15 protein-coding genes are annotated in these 21,339 nt (G+C 40.9%); 3 read left to right on the top strand and 12 right to left on the bottom strand.

Features of this window, described 5'->3' with window-relative positions; genetic code table 11:
• Positions 1–2 precede the first annotated feature (2 nt).
• The gene (imuA, locus tag QNM16_RS08965; RefSeq protein WP_284020164.1) at positions 3–692 is read right to left on the bottom strand and encodes a translesion DNA synthesis-associated protein ImuA; all 690 of its coding nucleotides are present in this window, start codon (positions 690–692) and stop codon (positions 3–5) included.
• Between the two features lie 134 nt (positions 693–826).
• Here imuA and QNM16_RS08970 point away from each other — a divergent pair, with 134 nt between their 5' ends.
• Positions 827–1,522 carry an SOS response-associated peptidase family protein gene (locus QNM16_RS08970; RefSeq protein ID WP_284020165.1) on the top strand — a complete coding sequence of 232 codons (696 nt, stop codon included), beginning with the start codon at positions 827–829 and terminating at the stop codon, positions 1,520–1,522.
• A gap of 150 nt (positions 1,523–1,672) precedes the next feature.
• Complete coding sequence (locus tag QNM16_RS08975; RefSeq protein ID WP_284020166.1) at positions 1,673–3,202, top strand: hypothetical protein; 1,530 nt, start codon at positions 1,673–1,675, stop codon at positions 3,200–3,202.
• A gap of 283 nt (positions 3,203–3,485) precedes the next feature.
• On the opposite strand, the gene QNM16_RS08980 is transcribed toward QNM16_RS08975, so the two are convergent.
• Positions 3,486–4,178, bottom strand: a complete 693-nt coding sequence (locus QNM16_RS08980) for a hypothetical protein (RefSeq protein ID WP_284020167.1) — start codon at positions 4,176–4,178, stop codon at positions 3,486–3,488.
• A gap of 1,323 nt (positions 4,179–5,501) precedes the next feature.
• On the opposite strand from QNM16_RS08980, the gene QNM16_RS08985 reads away from it, so the two are divergent.
• A complete protein-coding gene (locus tag QNM16_RS08985) occupies positions 5,502–7,217 on the top strand; it encodes an alkaline phosphatase D family protein (protein WP_284020168.1) in 1,716 nt (571 codons plus the stop codon).
• 58 nt (positions 7,218–7,275) lie between these two features.
• Here the strand turns inward: QNM16_RS08985 and QNM16_RS08990 are convergent, their stop codons facing one another.
• The 10 genes from QNM16_RS08990 to QNM16_RS09035 form a co-directional block, all read right to left on the bottom strand.
• Positions 7,276–8,484, bottom strand: coding sequence for an MFS transporter (locus QNM16_RS08990; protein ID WP_284020169.1), 1,209 nt, complete (start codon positions 8,482–8,484; stop codon positions 7,276–7,278).
• Positions 8,485–8,614: 130 nt separating this feature from the next.
• Positions 8,615–11,050: an ATP-dependent helicase HrpB gene (gene hrpB, locus QNM16_RS08995; protein ID WP_284020170.1), complete on the bottom strand. Its 2,436-nt coding sequence runs from the start codon at positions 11,048–11,050 to the stop codon at positions 8,615–8,617.
• A 77-nt stretch (positions 11,051–11,127) separates the two neighbouring features.
• Entirely contained in the window at positions 11,128–12,975 is a 1,848-nt protein-coding gene (locus QNM16_RS09000) for a tetratricopeptide repeat-containing diguanylate cyclase (protein WP_284020171.1), read from the bottom strand.
• A complete protein-coding gene (locus QNM16_RS09005) occupies positions 12,972–13,865 on the bottom strand; it encodes a hypothetical protein (RefSeq protein WP_284020172.1) in 894 nt (297 codons plus the stop codon). Before QNM16_RS09005 ends, QNM16_RS09000 begins: the two co-directional genes overlap by 4 nt.
• Positions 13,866–14,104: 239 nt before the next feature.
• Entirely contained in the window at positions 14,105–15,313 is a 1,209-nt protein-coding gene (locus tag QNM16_RS09010; protein WP_284020173.1) for an ABC transporter permease, read from the bottom strand.
• Positions 15,314–15,322: 9 nt separating this feature from the next.
• Positions 15,323–16,657 carry an ABC transporter permease gene (locus tag QNM16_RS09015; RefSeq protein WP_284020174.1) on the bottom strand — a complete coding sequence of 445 codons (1,335 nt, stop codon included), beginning with the start codon at positions 16,655–16,657 and terminating at the stop codon, positions 15,323–15,325.
• 11 nt (positions 16,658–16,668) lie between these two features.
• Positions 16,669–17,352, bottom strand: coding sequence for an ABC transporter ATP-binding protein (locus QNM16_RS09020; protein WP_284020175.1), 684 nt, complete (start codon positions 17,350–17,352; stop codon positions 16,669–16,671).
• A gap of 293 nt (positions 17,353–17,645) precedes the next feature.
• Positions 17,646–18,857, bottom strand: coding sequence for an ABC transporter permease (locus QNM16_RS09025; RefSeq protein WP_284020176.1), 1,212 nt, complete (start codon positions 18,855–18,857; stop codon positions 17,646–17,648).
• Positions 18,858–18,868: 11 nt separating this feature from the next.
• Complete coding sequence (locus QNM16_RS09030) at positions 18,869–20,134, bottom strand: ABC transporter permease (RefSeq protein ID WP_284020177.1); 1,266 nt, start codon at positions 20,132–20,134, stop codon at positions 18,869–18,871.
• A 497-nt stretch (positions 20,135–20,631) separates the two neighbouring features.
• Positions 20,632–21,336, bottom strand: coding sequence for an ABC transporter ATP-binding protein (locus QNM16_RS09035; protein ID WP_284020178.1), 705 nt, complete (start codon positions 21,334–21,336; stop codon positions 20,632–20,634).
• Positions 21,337–21,339 lie beyond the last annotated feature (3 nt).

Raw genomic sequence — 21,339 nt, forward strand, 5'->3', positions numbered from 1 at the left:
AACTACCTGCTAACACTCTGCTTAAAGGGCAATACCTGCCCTTGTAAAGACTCAGAATGACTAACAATTTGCGGCCAAAGTAATGACCATGCAAGCGTCATATTTGGCTTTGCCCATCCCCCTTTTAACTTATTTACTTTGATATTTAACCCAGCAGAACTAGGCACCAGCTGCATAGATAGACTGACAGGAAGTGCGCCACCTTGCACCACGTTATGACGTAACAAACAACACATGCTTTGCCCAGTTTGCGCACTTAATAACAGACGTTTTGCTTGATGAATTTGTACTTCTTGGTGCCATAACAACACACTGCTGCACACGCCACTTTTTAAACATTGCTCAGCCGCCCAAAGCGCTTCAATAGGTTTGGAAGTGGTCACCCCCCATATTAATTCTGTGGACATATTTTGATGCATCAATGCATGTGCATTCACATTAGCAGGAGGGTTTATCATCACACACAAACGTGTTTGCGAACGAATAAAGGGCAGCAGTAGTTGCAGCTCACCAACGCCTGTTTCGCTTTGCATATCCACCACCCCTGGGAAAGGAAAGCCGCCATCAAGGTGATTATCTAATGCCTCATAGCCTGTGCTGTGCTTTTCACTCACGCACTGAGACAAGGGCGCATTATCGGTGCCTTGCCAAACAAGGTTCTGATGCTGTAAAAAATCAATTAAATTGGCCATATCACACACTTTACTGTATATATATACAGTATTATAGATCATAACTAAAAGTGCAAGTATGATCATTTCTTATCATTTACCGCTAAACTCAAGTGAGTATCACTGATGTGTGAAGTGGAACTGAGGAGTAAAATATGTGTGGCCGACTCAATATCACTGACGACCCATTTGTGATCCAAATTCTATTGGATTTAGGCATTGAGAACCCAACGGAAAAAATACAGTTTTCACGCTTCAAACGGGCAACAGATAAGATAAGTATCGTATTTCAAGAAAATCATCAGCGTTTTCTCAGCGATGCCATTTGGTGGCTGTTACTATCAGAAACGGCGACAGGATTTAAACCTTCAAAATACACGTCGTTTAACAGCCGATACGACAAACTCAATGTGAAAGGCAGCGCAGCATACTCTTCATATAGGTACCGCCGCTGCATTGTGGTAGCAAAAGGGTTTGGTGAAACCCAATATAAACATGGAAAGCCAATCCATTATCATGACTTTCAAGCGCACAATGCGGGATTGTGCTTCGCAGGATTATATAAAAAGTGGCTGCATCCAGTGACAGGCGAACACACGCTATCTTGCTCAATTATTACTCTCCCACCTCACCCGAAACTCACGCCTTTTCACGATAAAGCCAGTCCCTTGATATTGCCACAACAGCCTGAACTCCTTAATAAATGGTTAGATGAGCGCTATCATGAAGTCAGTGCATTTTCCCACCTACTTACACCATCTATGCCACAAACACTAATCGCTCAGCAAATTGATAAACCAAGTTTGTATAACCCAGTCAGTGAAGAAATTATTATCGAACCTGATAGATAACGCCTATTAACTGCATAAAAAACAGGCCCACCCATCAAAAAAAGCAATACTAAATCAGTATTTTTATTTTTTATTTAGAATAAATACTAAATATTTTATTTAATCTACCGACAAATGCCTTGAAGTTACAACTAAAATAAGGAAAGGAAAATGAAAATTAAGCCTTTAGTGCTTGCTTTGGTCAGCGTATGTAGCAGTCAATCTTATGCTCAATCAGTCGCCCACCTCAACTTTGAACAGTCTCTGGAAAATATAAAGGTTAACTATGGCGATGTAACGTCTATCGCTAGGACAAATATCAGCCCTATCTCTGGAGAATACAGCCTGCAAGTGAACGCGCAGAGCCATTTTGAAATTGAGCGATCTTTCGAGCTTAATCAAACATTTTTACAATCTACGCCATTCAAAGTCAGCTTTGATGTGCAGCTACCAGAGCTTGCAAGTGCGCAATTTGCCCAAAACATTTTATTCTATTCCTCATTTACCATCGAGTTTAGCGATGGCAGTGAAATGCAAGTTTATGATTCTGATGCACATGTTGTCCCGCCACAAGCGCAAAGCGTCCACTCTTTTGACGCTAAAACCACACTGCCAAAAGGCAAAAAAATAAAACAAGTATCAGTGCAATGGAGCATGCATCTACTCGAAGAAATGCCCGTCATCTTTGACAATATTTCAGCCACATTAGGTGAAAACCAAGGTAAAGCCAGTACGGTGATCACTCACTTCCCCATTCAGGGTGACTTTGAGTCTGCTACACAGGCACAGTTGAATAAATATTTTATTGGTGCACCTTCGCTTATTCATCACCCAATAGCGTCAAGCCAAAATGCAGTGCAAATTAATCCAGATGACAATGGGCGCTTCAGACTAAGATTTGAAAAAAACAACCTATTTATTGTCCATTCAACGCCAGACTACTTGGCCACATATATCACTGTACATAACCCAGGCGATGAATCACTTGCAGTCAATTTTTCTGGTCGAGCAGATTTCACCAAAGAACTTTCAGGGACTGCGAATACCATCGCAAATTACAACACCCTCGTACTGGCTGCAAATGAAACAAGACGCGTACCTTTAGTGCTTGACTTCAGTGATGACTATTACACCTCAGCCATTTCATCTGTACATTTTGAAATTGAATCAAACGATCACATTGTGATCGATGACATTGATATGTACAGTGCATCTACCAAAGTCGATGGAGCGATATATCAGGTATTCAATGATTATGAATCTGGCCAAATTGATTTCACAACACGCTATCCAGATGATGTCTCAATCGCCATTAACCAAGACGCACCACTTTATGGCGACAAGAGCCTTGCAATCTCTCTATCACCATGGCGACAAGCAAGTTACTCACATTTTATCCCTTGGGGCCAAGAGATATTTGCAAGTCAGATCCACACGCAATTAGACCTCAATGCCACCCAAGCAGATTATGGAAAACCAATCCAAGTGTGTACGGATGTTTATTACCACGGCGGGGAACGCGCTTCATTTTGTGAAGAGCGCACATTGGGTAAAGGCAACTTCCAAATAAACGAGCTATATCAGCTTGACCAAAGTAAAGCACTATATCGTTTATTAGTTAGAGTCAGATCATTTAGCAGCTCACCAGCTACAGTAAATGTTGATAATTTCTCATTAAAGTACTGGCGTCATTTTCAGTAAAGTATAAACACTATTTTTCTTGAATAAACAAAAATTAGAGCCTGTAAACTTCGTTTTTGTTTTTCTTATATAGGTGTTATTTCACTAAGCGATACGCCTGAGCAAATTGTATTCTTCCAACTTGCTCAGGTGCAGCGTTACAGGGCACAGACAAAACATTATTAGTTAAGCCTGGCAATAAGGGATAACCCAAATGATATGAGTTTTAGCACTTATAAAAGTGATTACTTTCCAATTTTGCAGGGCTTATCAAACTCTGCTTATCAATTCATTTTAAGATCATTTAAAATGCGAAACTTATCTTTGAAGGATCTTCAGTAGCAATATAGACTGCCCTCACTTTATCTTCGTTATCCGGTACATTCTTATATTGTTCGAAGATATAGTTTTTGGCAAACTCAGCGATGTGAGTAAATTGGTTTTCTGGGTCATCGACACTATATGTAAACTCTAGGGCACACACACTGGCCGCACACTCCAGTTCATAACTCGTTATTCCCTCTACTGTCAGCAGTTTGTTTTCCAAAGCTATTTTCCTTTCTTCGGCTTGCTCTGTGTATTCAACGTTGCGCATTTCATTGAATAATTCCTGAAAATCGTTTGCAAAAACATCATCAATTGTTTGCTTTGAAACAGCTGGAAATTGGTGTTCACCGATTAGAAAGCGTTGTTCAAATACAGTTGCCTTTAAATCTTGATTACTTACTTCATCACGCTTAATAGCTTCATTGTCACTTATATTAATAGCTTCATTGTCACTTATATTAATAGCTTCATTGTCATTTATTTTTGGGGTATGGGGTGAAGAAGCAATCACAGCCATATCATCAACAGAATGAGTGATTTGTTGTTTCAAGCTCTCACCAGTGGCACCCCCAGTGTTTTGCTGGGAAGTAACCTCAGGCGTTGAGTTATAAATAAAAACAAAAGACGTTATTGCAAAAATAACCGAAGTAGTGATGACAATTCCCTTCATAAAAACTCCTTTACATTTTATAAAGCCTTACGGCTATATCAAACTAACATATTGAGAATATCTAACTTGATGAGGTTCACATTTGATATTCATGCTTTCGGAAGCGCAAAATATTACATGACTGTATTTGCTTTAAGTAAAGAAAGCACAACAGTTGATATTACGATTCCAATAGATGCAGGCACCATCAAGCTACCCAATACCATCCCATGAATTCTCAAAGTAAACAAAAAGAAACAAGATGTTACTTTTCAACCCGCTTGATGTAAAGATATTATTAGGCCTCTCGGTTTTAGTATGTACTATGTTTTGATTTAGAACAAAGCTCTTAAACTGCCTCAACAGGGTATTTTATATGCATATCAAATTACAAAATATAAATTAATTAGATAAGCTTTGATATTATCATCATCCTATACAAACCTGTTTATGCCCAAAATGCGATCCACCTTTCACCGCCCAAAGCCAAAACATATAATCAAAGTGATAGAATAATAAAAGGCTTGTTCATTGTCGCTGGCTTGCTTACTGGGTCAATTTTGTTCATCATTAAGTAAGTTTTAGAGCAAAGCTGCTTTCAATAAAACAAACTATTTACGCTAACTAAAAGCAAGCGAGATATCGATTATTAGTTATATCAAGATAATTCACCAGCTCACCAGTTACGATATATATTAATAATCTTTCATTAAAATACTGGAATAAATTTTAATAAGCTTTCAGTATTTAATTGGCTTACCAAGCAATTAACTTCGGCATTTAAAAACAAAAAGCGGCACCATCAGGCGCCGCTTTTTAGCAAATTTCATTTTTTTAACACGATAAATTCAAATTAACTTTGACTTATCGTACCGTAACCACTTACACACATTGTGCAAAAATGCTTCCTGCCGACTTGAATTAAACTCTCAATAGGCAAGTCAACTTTCTTGTTATTCAATTAAGCGAATTTGTGATTTTTAGTTTTAACTTATTTGCAAAATCCTTTTATTTTGCAACTTTGTAAAAGTATGCGGAAAATACAATTACCAGCTAAAAATAACCAAAATTAACGACAAACACAAGCAAACAACGAACAAATAAAAAAATAAAAAACGTTTATAAATAAAATAATAAAACCCAAATTTTCATCATGTTACAAACATTTTTTCATCTTTCACAAGTCTAAAAAAAGACCCTAGACATAATTTTGCCATGTTTCTGACAACGCAGTTTCACTTTTGGGAAATACACTGCTTTTTGTCAAGCAGGAAGCACCCCACTTACATATCTCTAAGGGCCAAATCAGCAGGGAGGACGAATAATAATTTTTTAGGAATTACAATGAAGCAATCTAAATTAGCATGCGCAAGCATACTTTTAGGTAGTATGAGTTTACATACCATCGCCGCCCCTGAAGTACCTTATGAGCAATGCCAATCCAACTTTAGCTACCAACTTGCTCGCTATCAAGGCACTACAGATAAGAATAATAGTAATAGCCAGTGGTGCTATTTAAAACAAGCTATCGATGGGCAAACTTGGGGAAATGTTCGTACTGAAACCATCCCTGAATTCAAAACAGTATCTGGAAAATCATGCCAAACACCTTCCATATTTCAAGGTGAGCGCTTTTATGGTTGTGCGACCATTAACAACGATGAGCCATGGTGCTATACCGATGAGCAAGGAAGTTGGGAAGCATGCGCCCCCGTTGAAAATGAACCGCTGTTGTCACATACCCACCCTCAAGCAAGTAAACGCCTAGACAGAGTTGCACTGGGCTCGTGCTTTAAAACCAAAGGTGATATGCCTCAAGCGCTGGCCAAATTAATTTCACATCAGCCAGATTTATTTCTTTGGTTAGGTGACAACATTTATGCTGATACCACAGATATGGATACCATGCGGCAAAAATATGATGATAAAAAGCGTAACATCGATTATCAAAAGTTTTTGGCTGCAAAAATTCCTGTCATGGCAACATGGGATGATCATGATTACGGCGCGAATAACGATGGAAAACATTATCCACAGCGTGTCGCAAGCCAAAAGGAGTATCTTCGCCACTTTGATGCACCAGCAAATGATCCAAGGTTAAATGGACAAGCTGGCGTTTACGAGGCAAAAATGCTCGGCCCTGCAAATGAGCGTACCCATGTGATCACTTTGGATGCCCGTTATTTCCGCTCGCCGACATTTACCAACTATGGTACCTGTGAAGGAGATAAAACCACCATATTAGGTGAGCAACAATGGCAGTGGCTTGAGCAACAGCTCAATACGCCGTCTGAGATAAAGCTCATTGCCAGTGGTATTCAGTTCTTACCACCGCTTTATCAAGGTCGCAGTCGAGATAAATATTGTGCATATGGTGATGGACAACAATTCGAACAAGCCATTGCTGAGCTTAATGAAATAGGTCTGTCTGGAACCAGCTACGAATCTTGGGCAGAAGTGCCGACAGAACGCGCTAAACTACTGCGTTTAGTACAAAAGTCGATAAATTCAGGCAAGACCAAAGCGGTTATATTCCTCTCCGGCGATCAGCATTGGGGCGAGTTGTTACAAAAAACAATTCCAAAAAGCGCAGAACATGGCGATGCTGTCACTGTCTATGAAGTCACCGCCTCAGGTTTTGGTCAAAATTGGCCATATCACATTGAAAACCCGTTAAGACTCCCTGTTTATGCGGATACCAAAGGCAGTGGCCAATATGACCAAGCTTGTCAATTCCCATTCACTTATGGAGGAACCACCTATCGAGGCTGTACCACAAAAGATCATGACCTGCCTTGGTGTTACACCCAAGTGGATAGCAATGGTAAAGGTATTGCTGGAGAATGGGGGAACTGTGCGCCTTCAGGTGCAACTATTCCTACAGGCCAAGTTGGTATTGTCAGTGATAACGTTAGTAACTTAACCACCAGCGACAGGCATCTCATTAATAAGTCTGGTAGCAACTATGGAATGGTTGATATCGACTGGCAAAACAAACAAATTAAGCTGTCGATTCAGACGACTGAAGAAGAAGCGGTATCGACCATCATCAACTTCTAATTCATAAAAAAAAGCTCCCATCACAGGAGCTTTAATCCTTGGCACTTTAACTTACTTCCTATTCACTTGCACTTTCTGCTAACTTGTAAAGGTAAAGTGCTTTTACACTGGCAATCGCCATCGCAATGAACAACACAGCCCCATTACCCCAATCAAGCAGTACACCACCAACAAGTGGTGCAAATGCAAAACCCAATGAACATAAACCAGCAGCACCAAAATAACTCGCTTTTAAATGGGAGGGTGCCATACGGTCAATATGAATATTGATATTTGAAAACATAATGGCTTCACTGAAACTCAATACTGCGATAGCGCCGATCCATCCCCAAAACCCATCAACCGGATTCAGTGCCATCATCACTTGCGATAAAACCAGAATACCACCACCACAATATAGGCGAGACTGAATGCTCCAATTGCGCATCACATGTAATAAAGGAAATTGGAAAATAACAATGACCAATGAGTTGGTAATAATCAAACTTGAAACAAGTACTGCAAGCTCAGGAACCTCAGCTCGAGTCAGATACTGAACTAAGCTTGAATCGCCCTGTCCATATACCAAATACACTAGGAATGTCGCCAATAAAACCCATAAAAAACGCGTGTCTTGACGCAAAATAGCAAGCCAAGATTTAAAGCTCGGCACCTGAGCTTGCTGCGCATTGTCCTCGTTTTTCACTGCACTTGATTGCTTTAAAATTAGTGAAAGTAACAGTCCTAAGTACGCAAATGCAGTGTAAATAAAGCTAAACTGTTCACCATTGAGTCCAGCCCATAGACCAAACAGTGGACCAATTGCCGCGCCCACATTCACTAAAAAGTACAATAAATGCAAGGCAAGCTCTCTATCTTGGCCATTGCTGAGTTCATCACTTAATAGTGCTTTACTTGGTGCATCCCACAACGTTCTGGGCATACATGCAAAAAAGACGGCGAGGCAAAATGTCCATAGCTGATCTGCTAATGCTAGCGCTGTAAAAGCGAGCACACCAACGATAGCTGCCGTGTATAACAACGCAAATCGACCAAATCTATCCGCTAGATTACCCGTATAAAAACCAAGTAATACCGCAAACACCGCAGATCCTGTGAGCAGTACACCGACCTCTGTGGCACTTAAGCCATATTTGCTGTAAAGAATTACCGCGAGAAAGGGCCAAACCATATAGTAGCTGGCTCTTACAAAAAAATTACCAAGTAACATGACCCATACGAGCGGCGTGAATCGACCTATTTGCGAAGAGACTTGAGTGAGTTCCATTTGAATATCCTGCTGTTTATTATTTATTTTTCACGGCCAGACTAAAACCTCAAGTTAAGTTCAGGTAAAGGTGTTTTTTTATTTTTTCTAAAAAATCCCCCGCAGATTAACAAACGGGGGGAATGCGCTTTTACATGCGGCTTTTAACTTTGTTAGTGGCAGTCGCTGTCGCGGGGTCATCAGGCCAAAAATGTTTGGGGTACCTGCCCTTCATTTCCTTTTGTACGTCTTTGTAGCTTGATTGCCAAAAATGTGCGAGATCTTGCGTCAATTGCAACGGCCTTTGCGCAGGTGATAACAGCTCCATCAAGACACTCACTTTCCCCTCGCAAAGTGTGGGGCTTTGTAACATACCGTAGACTTCCTGCATTTTAACGGCCAAGCGCGCAGGCCCCTCTAATTGATATTCAACTCGGATTTGAGAACCACTAGGTACCTTAATTCTCTCTGGTAACAACGTATTTAATTGTTGCTGCTTTTGCCAATCTAGGCGAGTAAGCAAGGCATTTTTCAAATCGAGTTTTTTAAGTTGATTATACTGTTTAACCTCACTCAAAAATGGTGCTAACCACTGGGATAAATCTGCAATTAAGTCTGACTCAGTGCTGGTTGGAAATGTATCTGGACAATGCTGTGCAGCCAATTGCATGCGTATCAGCAACTGCTCAACGTCGCCATAAGCAGAGAAGACGCTTAAGCCCTTTTCTTTAATAATAGACACCCATGCTTGCGTTCTTGCAGCTTCATTTAAAGGTGACGAGCTCGGCTTTGCACTGAGTACCCATTGCCCTAAGTACACTCTGTCTTGATGTAAGAACTGAGTCTGCTTTTGGTCAAACTCACAAACCGTTTTTTGTTCAAATAAGTAAGGTAAAACCGCTTCAAGCAAAGCCGGATGGAACTCAGTTGCACTAAAAATGGTTTGACCTTGTTGACCGCCCAACTCTGCAATGGCCAAATAGTCGCTATCTTGCCAAAACTCACTGTGAGCGTTTACGCCCGCACCATTTGCTAAAACAAACCCATTTCCACGTCGCTTTGCTAACCTATCAGGGTAAGCAAGCGCCACAACAATAGCCAAATGCTCAAGTGCAAGCTCATTGGTCTTATGCGATATATCGGCACGCTTACACCAATATTTCAACTGCTTAGTAAATGTTTGAGGCGCATTGTGGTGCAATTGATTGAGCGCAAGGCTGAGCTCCGGCGCACATTTCACACGGCTATCTTGTAGCGCCATAAAATAACAGGCCAATAAAGTGATGCCTGTTAGTTGTGCTTCAAGCGCTTGTGCCTTAAGCAGCATATGCGCAAACCTTGGCTCACTGCCCATTTGCTGCATGCGCTTACCAAGATTCATTAGCTTTCCTTGACTATCAATGGCCTCTAAATTTATCAGCAATTGCTCAGCTTGCTTGCGCTGGGCACCCGTTGGCATATCCAATAATGGTAAATCAGATATCTGAGTCCCCCATACTTTGGACTCTAAAATCAGCCCACTGATATCTGAGCTCAAAATATCCGGTTTATCATGTGCATCGCGCCGCTCAAACAATGCTTGGCTTCCTAAACGATACACTACGCCCGGCTCTATTCGCCCAGCACGACCCGCTCGCTGCACTGCGGATGCTCGCGAAATGGAGACGGTTTTGAGCTCAGTAACGCCCGTTTTTAAATTGAATACGGCTGCACGGCGCTTTCCTGAGTCGACGACAACTCGGATCCCTTCAATCGTGAGTGATGTCTCAGCCACATTCGTTGTCAGCACGATTTTACGCTCGCCGTCAGGTGATGGCGCAATGGCTGCTTGCTGTGCGCTTTTATCTTGCTCACCGAATAGAGTCGCTATATGCACTTTAGGCTCGCTATCTAGCACGCCTTGCAATGCATTAGCCACGTAACGTATCTCTTTTTGACCGGGTAAAAAAACCAAGATACTGCCATTTTCTTCTTTTAAAGCTTGGCGTATCACCGGAACGATTTGCATCAACCACTGGCTTTCGTCTTTGACTGGAATATATTTTTGCTCGATTGGGAAACTGCGCCCTTCAGAGCAGATCAGCGGGCATTGTAAAAATGTTTGATAACGTTCACTATCAAGCGTTGCTGACATGACTAAAATCTTCAAATCATCTCTCAGCGCAGCTTGCGTTTCGAGCGCAAATGCCAAAGCTGTGTCTGCAGCCAGTGAGCGCTCGTGAAACTCATCAAAAATCAGCAAATCAATACCCGTAAGTTCAGGGTCTTGCTGTATCATCCGCGTCAGCATTCCCTCAGTGACAATTTCCAGCCGAGTTTGTTCTGATACTTTGACTTCTTGACGTATTCTCAAACCTACTTGCTGACCTAACGACTCATTCAGCTGACTGGCTAAATATTGGGCGATATTACGGGCAGCTAAACGCCGCGGCTCCAACATCACAATACGTTGATATTGACCTGACTTCATTAGATTAAGAGGCAACCAAGTGGATTTACCGGCCCCAGGGGGAGCTTGTAATAACACGGTTTCATGGGTATTGAGGTGGTCGACTAACTCGGAAAAAACAGCTTCAATTGGGAGCACAGCGGACTCAAGTTTTAACAGTGTATAGATGCAACTAGTTTACCATGCTACTGGTCTTGTTATGTCAATTTTTACGCTTAATAGCTGGTTGACGCGATCACTTGACCACTATTTATCAAGCTTCGATAGTCTTCATTTAACTGTTTAATAGAGGAGTTTAACGGCTGATTAAGGCTTTGTAATCCAACCCAAGCATTGCGATGCTCTTTTTTCGCCATATATAAGCCATTATCTGCAAGCTCAATAACTTGCTCCCAACTTAAGGTACTCTTCGCCCCATTCATCAGTGGGTATGGCGCAAACCCGATAGAGCAGGTTACTTGAATAGGCTGCTCATTAACCACAAATGGAAAGCACTCAACTTGTCTGCGAACACGCTCTACTGCCTCTATGGCCTCATTGTGCGTCATGTTCGGCATCACGATTAGAAACTCTTCTCCGCCCCAGCGGATCACCAAATCACTTTCCCGAGTACACTGTTTCAAAATGTCGGCAATTGTTTGCAGCACAATATCACCAGCAGCATGGCCATAGGTATCGTTTACTTTTTTAAAGTGATCGATATCTAGCAAACAAAATATCATTTCTTGTTTTTCACTATTAGTAGAAGCGTCTGGCTTAATCTGAGCGTCAATCACACTAAAAAAGTAATGACGATTGTTAAGTCCCGTTAAGCTGTCAGTAAAGCTCAATGCTTGCAGGCGCTTATTGCGTTCGGCAAGTTCTTCTGTGCGCTCTGCAACCTGCTGTTTGAGTGTGATGAGATAACGCTTATTGTGCCAGCGCCAATAACCAAAGCCGACGACTAACACAATTAAAAGTAGCCCGAGTACGCCACGCTGCTGCGCAAGATGTGCATTATCAATCTGTTGCTGATGCTGAATCAGCTGTTGCGCTTGAAGCGCATTGTCCTTCTCTAATACGCTTAACTGCTGCTTTTGTGCCGCGAGAGAATACTGGGCCTCTAATTGTAAGAGTTTATTATTCCGCTTTTGCAAATTAAGCGCTTGCTGAGACAATGCAAAACGTTTTAAATACAAATGTGCTTGCTCAAAATCGCCAAGTTGTGCATGCGCCCCGGCTAAGATATTTTGTAATAAGGATTGCTCAGTTAAAAAGCGAGTGCCAAATGTGTCATTCAATGCCTGTTTGGCTGTATCGATGGCTGTTGCAAAATTACCTGCTTGCAAAGCTGCGGTTGCACTCGTCAATTTATAGCGGACCCGCAAATGCAAATTACGCTTGAGTACAGACTGCTTTACTAAGTCAGAACCGAGCAGCTTACTGGCCTTTTGATACTCTCCAATGCTCAAGTGCGCCCAAGCTCGCGCCAAGGCTAATTTGCTCGTGAGTAATGTATATTCTGCTAATGTGGCGTCATTTAGAGTCACCAGTGCTTGACGATAGCTGCCTTTAAGTAAATATAACGAACCCTGCCAAAGCATATACTCACCCATTAACGCGTGGGCTTTATCGGCTGCAACCTGCTTTGTAATTAAAAAGTAAGCTTGGTCGAGTAGCTGCTGAGCATAGCGGAATCGTTCCAAATCCATTTCAAGCTGCGCCATTGCAAGATAAATTTGTACTTCTAAAGTAGGTAAATTAAGAGGCTTAGCGATATTTAATGCATCATTATGTAAGACTAGGCTGTGCTTGTAATCTCCAAAATGTTGACGGATCAGACCCTCTAACAATAAAGAACGCGCCTGTAAGTCTTTTGCACCCAGCTGCTTTGATTGCTCTCTGAGTACTCGCACTTGAGGTAATAAATTGAGATCATAATCTTCTTTGAGGCTATCAGTTAAATGCATCAACATTTTTGACAAGTCTTCACGCTGTGAGGAATTGGACTCAATGCTCGTATTGGCCCAAGATCCAAAACTCAGCAAGCAATACCCCAATAAAAAATACACGCTTCTTATCATCGTGCAGCCTTACTCGGATAAAGCATTTGCTGATTGACATATTGCCAGTCTTTGACTAAATCACTGATAAACCCGGACTGCTGCAGTGCTTTATCCAACACGCCTTGAGCACGTAATATTTTTAAGCCGCGATTAAGCGCGGCAAAAATCATTTCGCCCTGCGGATGATTTTTACTGACGATGAAATGACGAGAATCAGGCAACATCATTTTAATATTTTGAATAGGTACATACTCTCGGCCTTCAAAATTGAGCAACAGATCCTGACTGACACTAAAGTTAATGAGCATGGCATCTACGACCTCCGTTTCAACCATATTCAGCATGGTTTCCCAAGGTCCTATAAAGCTGACAATATTAATTTCTGTGTTGTTTAAAGCACGCCAATCAACCCGCCATCTCGGATTAGCGACCACAGTCAATTGTTCTAGTTGCTCTTGTGGCAAATTTTGCAAAGCGACATTGCGCCTAGTCACATACAAACCAGCCTCGTACTGACCAAATTTAACCAGTGCGTCACTCACATAGAGCGACCCTCTATAGTTAATAATATCTTCATGCCAAACACTACGCGCCAAAATTAGGCTATCCCCCGAAATCATATCCGAAAACTCAATGATATTTACCGAAGGCTTAGGATTAAAAACGACCTCCCGAGTTTCTCCTCCCAAAAACAGTGCTTGCTGTAGCAATACCATTTCTATAATTTCAATATGGGAACCTTTGGTCGTGGGATAAAATGATTTGACGTCTAAAGGGGAACGACCATTAAGAAACTCATTATAACGCTGACTGAAGTTTTCACTACTCATGATATCAACTACTAATTGATTGTGAGCATAGAGATTACACGTATATAAACTGAGCATTCCCCAAATCAGCCACTTCATGCCTACCCCGCAATTTATTACCCACTCTACAAAGAGTATACTAAAACCAATTGCTAAATGTTAACTTAAAGCAAATACAAAAATAAGCTTTTTTTACTACTTTATGAAATTAGGCACAATAACAAGCACATAAAAATTTAAATTAACTTATGCGAAGGAAGTGGCAGAAGTGATATAGATTATTGAGAAGCACACTCCATCAAAGAAAATGATGACTTTGATGGAGTGTGTATTAGACGCTAAACAGATCGCGTTGCTATTGCAGGGGAAGTATTGGCTGCATTATACGCTGTTGGTATAACAGCTATTAGACTTGCAACAAAGACGCTGAGCCCACCATACAGAAAGTACTCATACGGAACAGCATCTTGTCGAAACAACTCTATCAACTTAACGTTTGCTATTACAGCGCACAAACAGCCTAAGATAACGCCTATACCAACCACTATTAGATTCTCTAAAATATAGAATCGCATAATTTGGAATTTACTCGCTCCCAACGCTCTTCTTGTACCTATTTGACGACGACGCTTCATAAGGGTAAAGCGCGCTTGCCCAAATACTCCCAACATAGTCAACATGATCAGTGCAATCGTCACACTGGTCAAAATAATAAACGATGACTCCATCGATTTATATCCAGTTTCCCGGGTATGTTTAAACGTATTGAGATCTGTTACAAACCGACCAGGTTGCTGCATCAACAAGGACTTAACATCATCCATTGCCTGCTCTAGTTGCCCAGGCTTAGCTCTAACTATGAACCTATTTTCGCCAGTGAAAATATAAGCAGGAAACACTACACTGCGTTCATTACCGTGCCATTCTGGCCATGTAGCAATCAATCTATCTATAATACCGACTATTTGATATGCACGAGCATGGATATAAACTGTGCTGCCTACCGCAGCTGACCAGTCATTAGGTGAAATACGTTTTGCAAGTTCCTTTGTTACCAAAATAGAGTTCGAAAGGTCATCAAAGCTATCACTGGCATATGCAATTTCACTTTCTTCAAACCAGCGCCCCATAATAATTTCGAAACCGAGCGTATCCATATACTCACGAGATCCACTGTAAGCCCCAGCGCTAGCAATATAACTTTCAGGGTCTTCATTCTCCGTTAATAAGTAAAATACCCCCCAACCAGCCAGTGGAACTGAGTTAGTGACGGTGATACGCTCTACGCTATTTAACTCTTTAATATCTCGCAAATCTTGATCTAGTAGCGCGACATAGTCGCTTGACTCAACGGGTAAATTTGCACGAAAAGAGAAAAGTACATCTTCATCAAGACCACTTGGTGCAGTGAGATCATGTAGCTTTGAAGAGGCCATAAACGAGACATTAGTGAGAATAGTAAAGGCCACTGCAATTTGCAAAATCAATAGCATTGGGCCCGTTTTATTTTTCCATAATGTCTTAAATATAGGTGAGAAATCCTTCATCAATGACTCCTAAAGACTTTTTAGTTGGCTAGATAATTGGGTTCGGGTAGCTCGATAAATTGGCCATAAACCAAATAACAGAGATGTTCCAATGGCCAAAGCAACGGTACTGACCATGAGCGTTAAATTCATCGTCATCACATTCGCATGATACTCTGGATACATGTCTGTCAAGGCTGCAAGTCCAAGCTGCGCAAGCGCCAACCCTATTACTCCCCCCAAAAAACCAACTAATATAGATTCACAGCCAAATTGCACTGCGATATGTTGTTTCGTGGCACCAACCGCCCGACGTAAGCCGACTTCACCACCTTTACCATGGAACTTAGTCATCATTAAGCTCATAACATTGCACAAACAAGCAAATAAGAATGCCAACGCATAAACAATACCGAGTTTGTTTTCTTCACTCACTGCGCCCTCTTCTTCTAAAAACTCAGTAACAGTCATCAAACGATTAGGCTCTGGCCTCAAAAAACGACCTACTTTTCTTTGCTCTTCTGTGTAGTCCTCCATGAACTGAAAATACGCTTGTTTGCTCTGTTCTGACTCAAACTCCACCCAAAACCTGATCCATACACATTCAGATGACATTACCTCCTGAAGCGTCGATGATGCATCATCACCCCAGCAATACCATCCCATAGTCGTTGGAGAAAAGAAGTTGTTTCTTATTTGAGACTCAAGTGGCACGAAATAAGGCAACGTAGGAGTATACATATCGAAAGCGTTTACATAGAACTTGGGGGTTGGTTGCCAATCATCTATCACCCCAACGACACGGTATAGTTGGGTACCCAAAATAATATTCTCTCCCACGGAGTTGGCACCATCAAAAAGACGATCATTCTCTCGTTTGGACAATACAATAACAGACTGCCCTTGTTGATCAGCTTCCGCACTCCAAGTTGAGCCATAAATAAACGGTGCACCAAAAACACTAAAAAAATGTCTACTTGTAGAACGAATATTGTGTGTTTGAGCACTTGTTACATCATCAGCTTCAGCCCTAACCGATGTGTTAAATGATACAAATGGAACATGTTTATCAGCTTTGTCTGCAGCTAATAAAGCCATTGCATCTTGGTATGTCAGCATATTTGGTATATCAGGCTCACCATTTTTTCTGTAACTAATTGGCTGACTGGGGTCCCAAGAGTTTAGATGAACCATTGCTACTCGCTCACTTTTATCAGGCAATGGGTTTTTACCCATCATATAACCAACTGTAATTGTGATCATTGCGGCCGCAATACCAACTGAAATGGTGCCTACCATTAACAAGCTCAGTAGAGGCGTCTTTTTGAAGCTGAGCCAAGCCAGCTTAAAATAATAATTGCCCATTTGACTCACCTCTATGCAGTCTTTGCCACTTTTTGCTCATTCAGATAGCCATCTCGTATCTCTACAATTCGACTCGCTTGCTGGGCTTGATCCATATCATGAGTCACCATTAAGATACTGGTACCCTGTTTATTTATATCTTTGAGCAAAGACATAATACCCTCAGCCATTTTCGAGTCTAGGTTTCCGGTCGGTTCATCTGCGAGTAGAAAGGAAGGGCTACCAGCTAAGGCTCGAGCAATCGCAACGCGTTGCTGCTGACCGCCCGACAACTGTTGGGGGTAATGAGATTTGCGACCAGCTAAACCAACTTGCTCTAAAGCATTTAGTACTCTTTCAGAGCGCTCTTTAGCGCTAAAATCCCGATATCTAAGTGGCATTTCAACATTATCAAACAGATTAAGCTCAGGGATCAGATTAAAACTTTGAAAGATAAATCCTATTTTTTGATTTCTTAATGATGATTTAAATTTGTCAGATAATCCAGTTGTCTCTTTTTCATCTAGAAAATATTGCCCTTCAGTATGCTCTTCAAGCAAACCAGCAATATTCAAAAATGTCGTTTTCCCTGAACCAGACGGCCCTACTACTGCAACAAACTCCCCTTGCTGAATCTCTAGATCAAATGGGTGTAATGCCTGCGTTTTGACCGTATCCGTAATGAAAGATTTTGCAACTCCCCGCATTTTTAACATGACATTTCCTTTAACTTTATATACCAAATATTTACAGCCATTTACAATTCTTACTGACGGCGTCGCGTACTGAAAAATATAGTTAACTGTTCCTTATGCTTTTTATTCAACAGCATTGCTAGGATGGGTCGCTAAGTACCCAAAAGAAAAACTTGAATTATTGTAGAACAAAAAAGATAAAAGAAACACAAAATTAATATCACATTCACCAAAAAGAACATAAATTGATAAAACAGCTCTAAAAAATAACGCTAGATAGAGACTGAGATCACTGTGTATAAGCTCTCGGATTGTTAAACTGTTCGTGTTGCTTCTGCAGGTGAAATATTTGCTGCGTTTATTGCCGGTTGAATAGCAGCAATCAGCCCAGATAAAATCACGATGGCGCTACTATATGCTAAGTATGGCCAAGGAACTGGTGAAAGCTCAAGGTGAGCAACTACTAGATTATTTGCTAGTATGGTTAATAAAGCCCCTAGAGTTGCACCACATAAAGTAATAAGAAGGTTTTCAATAGTAAAGTATCTTATAATTTCCATACGACTAGCACCTAAAGCGCGCCTAGTGCCAATTTGTTTTCGACGTTTCAAGACTGAAAATCGGGTTTGACCAAATACCCCCAGCATGGTTATTAGCACCAAACCAACGATAACAAACTGTAAAGTTGTATACGCGGCATTTTGTGCTTGATAAGCCGCTTCTTTAAATTCAGTAAACGTTTTGAGTTCATCAATATGGAGGTGTGGGTCCTGCATCAACAATTCAACGACATCTTTCATAGTTTGCTCACGCAAACCTTCATGGGATCTTACGAGAAAAGTGATATCCGTCATCAAGAATATCGTTGGCAAAATAATGTTGTTTTTCTTGTATTGCCAAAAGCTCCATGGTCCGGCCAAATGCTCTACAACTCCTCGAATGTTATGAGGAACTTGATTTAAATAGATGGTACTGCCTAATGCTTGATGCCAATTTTCAGGGAATAAACTTTGCGCAAGTGCTTTAGAAATGATAACACCTGTCGATCGACCCAAGCCTAAGTCATTTAGCGCTTCTTCATCGACCAAGGAAAAGCTTTCACCCGCAATAAGCTTAACGCCCATTGTGTCAATCAAGTCATAGCTGCCTGTAAATGCAGCGGCTTTACTCACATACACGGGATCATCAGGGTTCATCTTAATATCAAAGCCACCACCTCGATTAGAAAGCGGAATAGAATTAATAATACTTACGCGCTCAACGCTCTCGAGTGCTCTTATTGCCTCTAAATGTTTATACATATTTGCAATTTTTTGTGACTGTTCTTCACCTTGATGTGGTATCTGGAAAGAAAAAAGAACATTTTCTGATAGGCCTGTGGGCGCTGTGATATCCGCATGCTTTTCAACCATCAGATAGACTGAATTTACTAGTACAGTGAACGTTACCGCAATTTGTAAAATCAATAATAATGGTGCCATCTTTGCGCGTAAAAGCGAAGATATGATCGGCTTGAGATCTTTCATACGACGCTTTCCTATAGGCTTTTTAACTGGCTGGATGGTTCGATTTTACAAGCCCTATAAATAGGGTAAAGCCCAAATAGAGTGCTTGTAACAATCGATAGTAATAAAGTTGTTATCACTATCTCTATATTCATTTTCATCAACTCGGCATTCAAGTGACTGTATACTTCAGCGGTTACCAATAAGCCTAAATTGGCGAGTCCTAAACCTATAATACCACCTAGCAAACCCACTATGAACGTTTCTAGCCCGAACTGTAGCGCTATATCCTGCCTACTTGCGCCAATTGCTCGCCTTAACCCAACCTCACCGCCTTTACCATGAAACTTTGTCATCATTAGACTCATGCTATTTAAGAGACAAGCAAATAAAAATGCTGCAGCTAACCACACTGCTACTTTACTGTCATCGCCCATAACGTTGCTATGATTAATCGATTCATTCACATCTAACACTCGATTCATCTGCTCACGTTGAAAACGACCCAATAAACGCTGCTCCTGAGCGTAATTATTTACAAAATCTAGGTATTCATCACGATGCTCGGCGGACTCTAGTTCTATCCAAAAGTACAACCATACACACTCTGAGTTGATAACTGAATGAAAATCACTTAACTCAAACTCCCCCCAACAATATATACTCGAATCTTTACTCGCTACCCACTCATTATTCATTTGGGTACGAAAGGGAACGAACATATCACGCACTTCAGTCAATGCGTCAAACTCTTCTAAGTAAAATCTCGGGATTAATGGCCAATCATCAAACACTCCAACCACTCGATGTAAAATGCCTCCAATTAATACTTCTTTCCCAATAGAGTTTTGGCCACCAAACAATTTCTCATTGCGCTTCTTCGATAAAATGACAACTTGCGCACCTTCTTCATCCTCTGATGCCGACCAACCTGATCCATATATGAAAGGTGTATTAAACATTTCAAAAAACTCATAGGTGGTTGATCTAATATATGTTGACGTTGCATCTTTAACAGGTTGCTCACTGCTGCGAGTCATTGCTTTATAACTACCTATGATAGTTTGCTTGGGTGCTTTTTGTGCATTGTATAAATTCATTGCATCTTGATAAGTTACAAAAACAGGGATTTCTTCTTTGCCATCTCGCATTCGATACATATTATCTATTCCCCATGTACTTAGGTGAACTGTAAATAAACGCTCACTTTTGCTTGGAATTGGGTCTTTATTCATCATATAACTCACGGTATAAGTTATCATCGTTGCTGCAATTCCAATTGAGATAGTTGAAATCATTAGAAAACTTAAAAGAGGTGTTCTTTTTAAGCTATAAATGGCCAGCTTTATGTAGTAGAACAGCATGCTCCCTCCCCAACGCTATTTATTTTTCTTTTTGTAACATCTAAGAACAACAAGCCCACCCGCAAAAGTTGTGCTGTAAGCGGGTAATGAAGCTTGACTCTGAAGCCAATTAGTCACGTTTTCGGTAATCAGATTTGATTTATGTAACATTATTATTCCTGATAGTTCCTTGATTCTTTGTGAACCCATCCTTGATTCACGTATCAGCAGGTTACTCCGCTTTACTCCCAATCTCCTGCAAAAAAGGTAGAGAAAACATTTATCATCCACTTAAACTATCAGATTGAGAAAGCAAAAAGATACATAATAAAAACTAAAAAGTCACCTTAGCAGCCTCTTAAATGTTAATTTAAAGCACAACCTGTTAACTTTGCTGTTTGCAAAGATTTTATGCGAATCAATAAACTCTTTTTTGAAAGTGGATAATGTCTTTACAGTTCGATTCCCCATCGACTTGCATAATGGACAAGACAACGTTCTTTGATTACTCCATCCCTTACCTCAATGACCCGTTTACTCTGTTGAGCTAAATCCAAATTATGCGTTGCCATTAAAATAGTCGTCCCCTGCTGGTTCAAAGTCGTCAATAATGCCATCACTTCAGCGGAGCTGTTTAAATCTAAATTGCCTGTTGGTTCATCCGCAAGAATAACTGCAGGCTCAGTAACAAGTGCACGTGCTATAGCTGCTTTTTGTTGTTGTCCGCCTGATAACTGAGAGGGTTTATACTTTGCAAAATCACTTAAACCTACTTGCTCTAATAATCCCCACACACGTTTTCTGCGTAAATTAGAATGCATCTTACTGTAACGCAGTGGCATTTCAATATTGTCATAAACACAGAAGTCAGGCAGCAAGTGAAAGCTTTGAAAAACATACCCAATCTCTCGATTTCTCAAACGAGACTTTTCCTTGTCATTTAGAGTGGAAACATTTTTTCCTGCAAATACATAATCACCGCTACATGGCGTTTCCAATAACCCCAGCACATTAAGAAGCGTCGTTTTACCTGAACCTGATGGTCCTATAAAGGAGATAAATTCACCCAACTGCACTGTTAAATCAATCGGCTGTAAAGCCTGTGTAATAACGTCGCTATCCCTAAAGTTCTTCGAAACACCAATTAACTCAAGCATATT

This window comes from Pseudoalteromonas umbrosa, assembly GCF_030125375.1.
Taxonomy (GTDB): Bacteria; Pseudomonadota; Gammaproteobacteria; order Enterobacterales; family Alteromonadaceae; genus Pseudoalteromonas; species Pseudoalteromonas umbrosa.

Bases quoted from the DNA above. Each gene is read 5' to 3' on its own strand.
- imuA (WP_284020164.1), bottom strand. From the start codon at position 692: ATGGCCAATTTAATTGATTTTTTACAGCATCAGAACCTTGTTTGGCAA.
- QNM16_RS08970 (WP_284020165.1), top strand. From the start codon at position 827: ATGTGTGGCCGACTCAATATCACTGACGACCCATTTGTGATCCAAATT.
- QNM16_RS08975 (WP_284020166.1), top strand. From the start codon at position 1,673: ATGAAAATTAAGCCTTTAGTGCTTGCTTTGGTCAGCGTATGTAGCAGT.
- QNM16_RS08980 (WP_284020167.1), bottom strand. From the start codon at position 4,178: ATGAAGGGAATTGTCATCACTACTTCGGTTATTTTTGCAATAACGTCT.
- QNM16_RS08985 (WP_284020168.1), top strand. From the start codon at position 5,502: ATGAAGCAATCTAAATTAGCATGCGCAAGCATACTTTTAGGTAGTATG.
- QNM16_RS08990 (WP_284020169.1), bottom strand. From the start codon at position 8,484: ATGGAACTCACTCAAGTCTCTTCGCAAATAGGTCGATTCACGCCGCTC.
- QNM16_RS09000 (WP_284020171.1), bottom strand. From the start codon at position 12,975: ATGATAAGAAGCGTGTATTTTTTATTGGGGTATTGCTTGCTGAGTTTT.
- QNM16_RS09005 (WP_284020172.1), bottom strand. From the start codon at position 13,865: ATGAAGTGGCTGATTTGGGGAATGCTCAGTTTATATACGTGTAATCTC.
- QNM16_RS09010 (WP_284020173.1), bottom strand. From the start codon at position 15,313: ATGAAGGATTTCTCACCTATATTTAAGACATTATGGAAAAATAAAACG.
- QNM16_RS09015 (WP_284020174.1), bottom strand. From the start codon at position 16,657: ATGGGCAATTATTATTTTAAGCTGGCTTGGCTCAGCTTCAAAAAGACG.
- QNM16_RS09020 (WP_284020175.1), bottom strand. From the start codon at position 17,352: ATGTTAAAAATGCGGGGAGTTGCAAAATCTTTCATTACGGATACGGTC.
- QNM16_RS09025 (WP_284020176.1), bottom strand. From the start codon at position 18,857: ATGAAAGATCTCAAGCCGATCATATCTTCGCTTTTACGCGCAAAGATG.
- QNM16_RS09030 (WP_284020177.1), bottom strand. From the start codon at position 20,134: ATGATTTCAACTATCTCAATTGGAATTGCAGCAACGATGATAACTTAT.
- QNM16_RS09035 (WP_284020178.1), bottom strand. From the start codon at position 21,336: ATGCTTGAGTTAATTGGTGTTTCGAAGAACTTTAGGGATAGCGACGTT.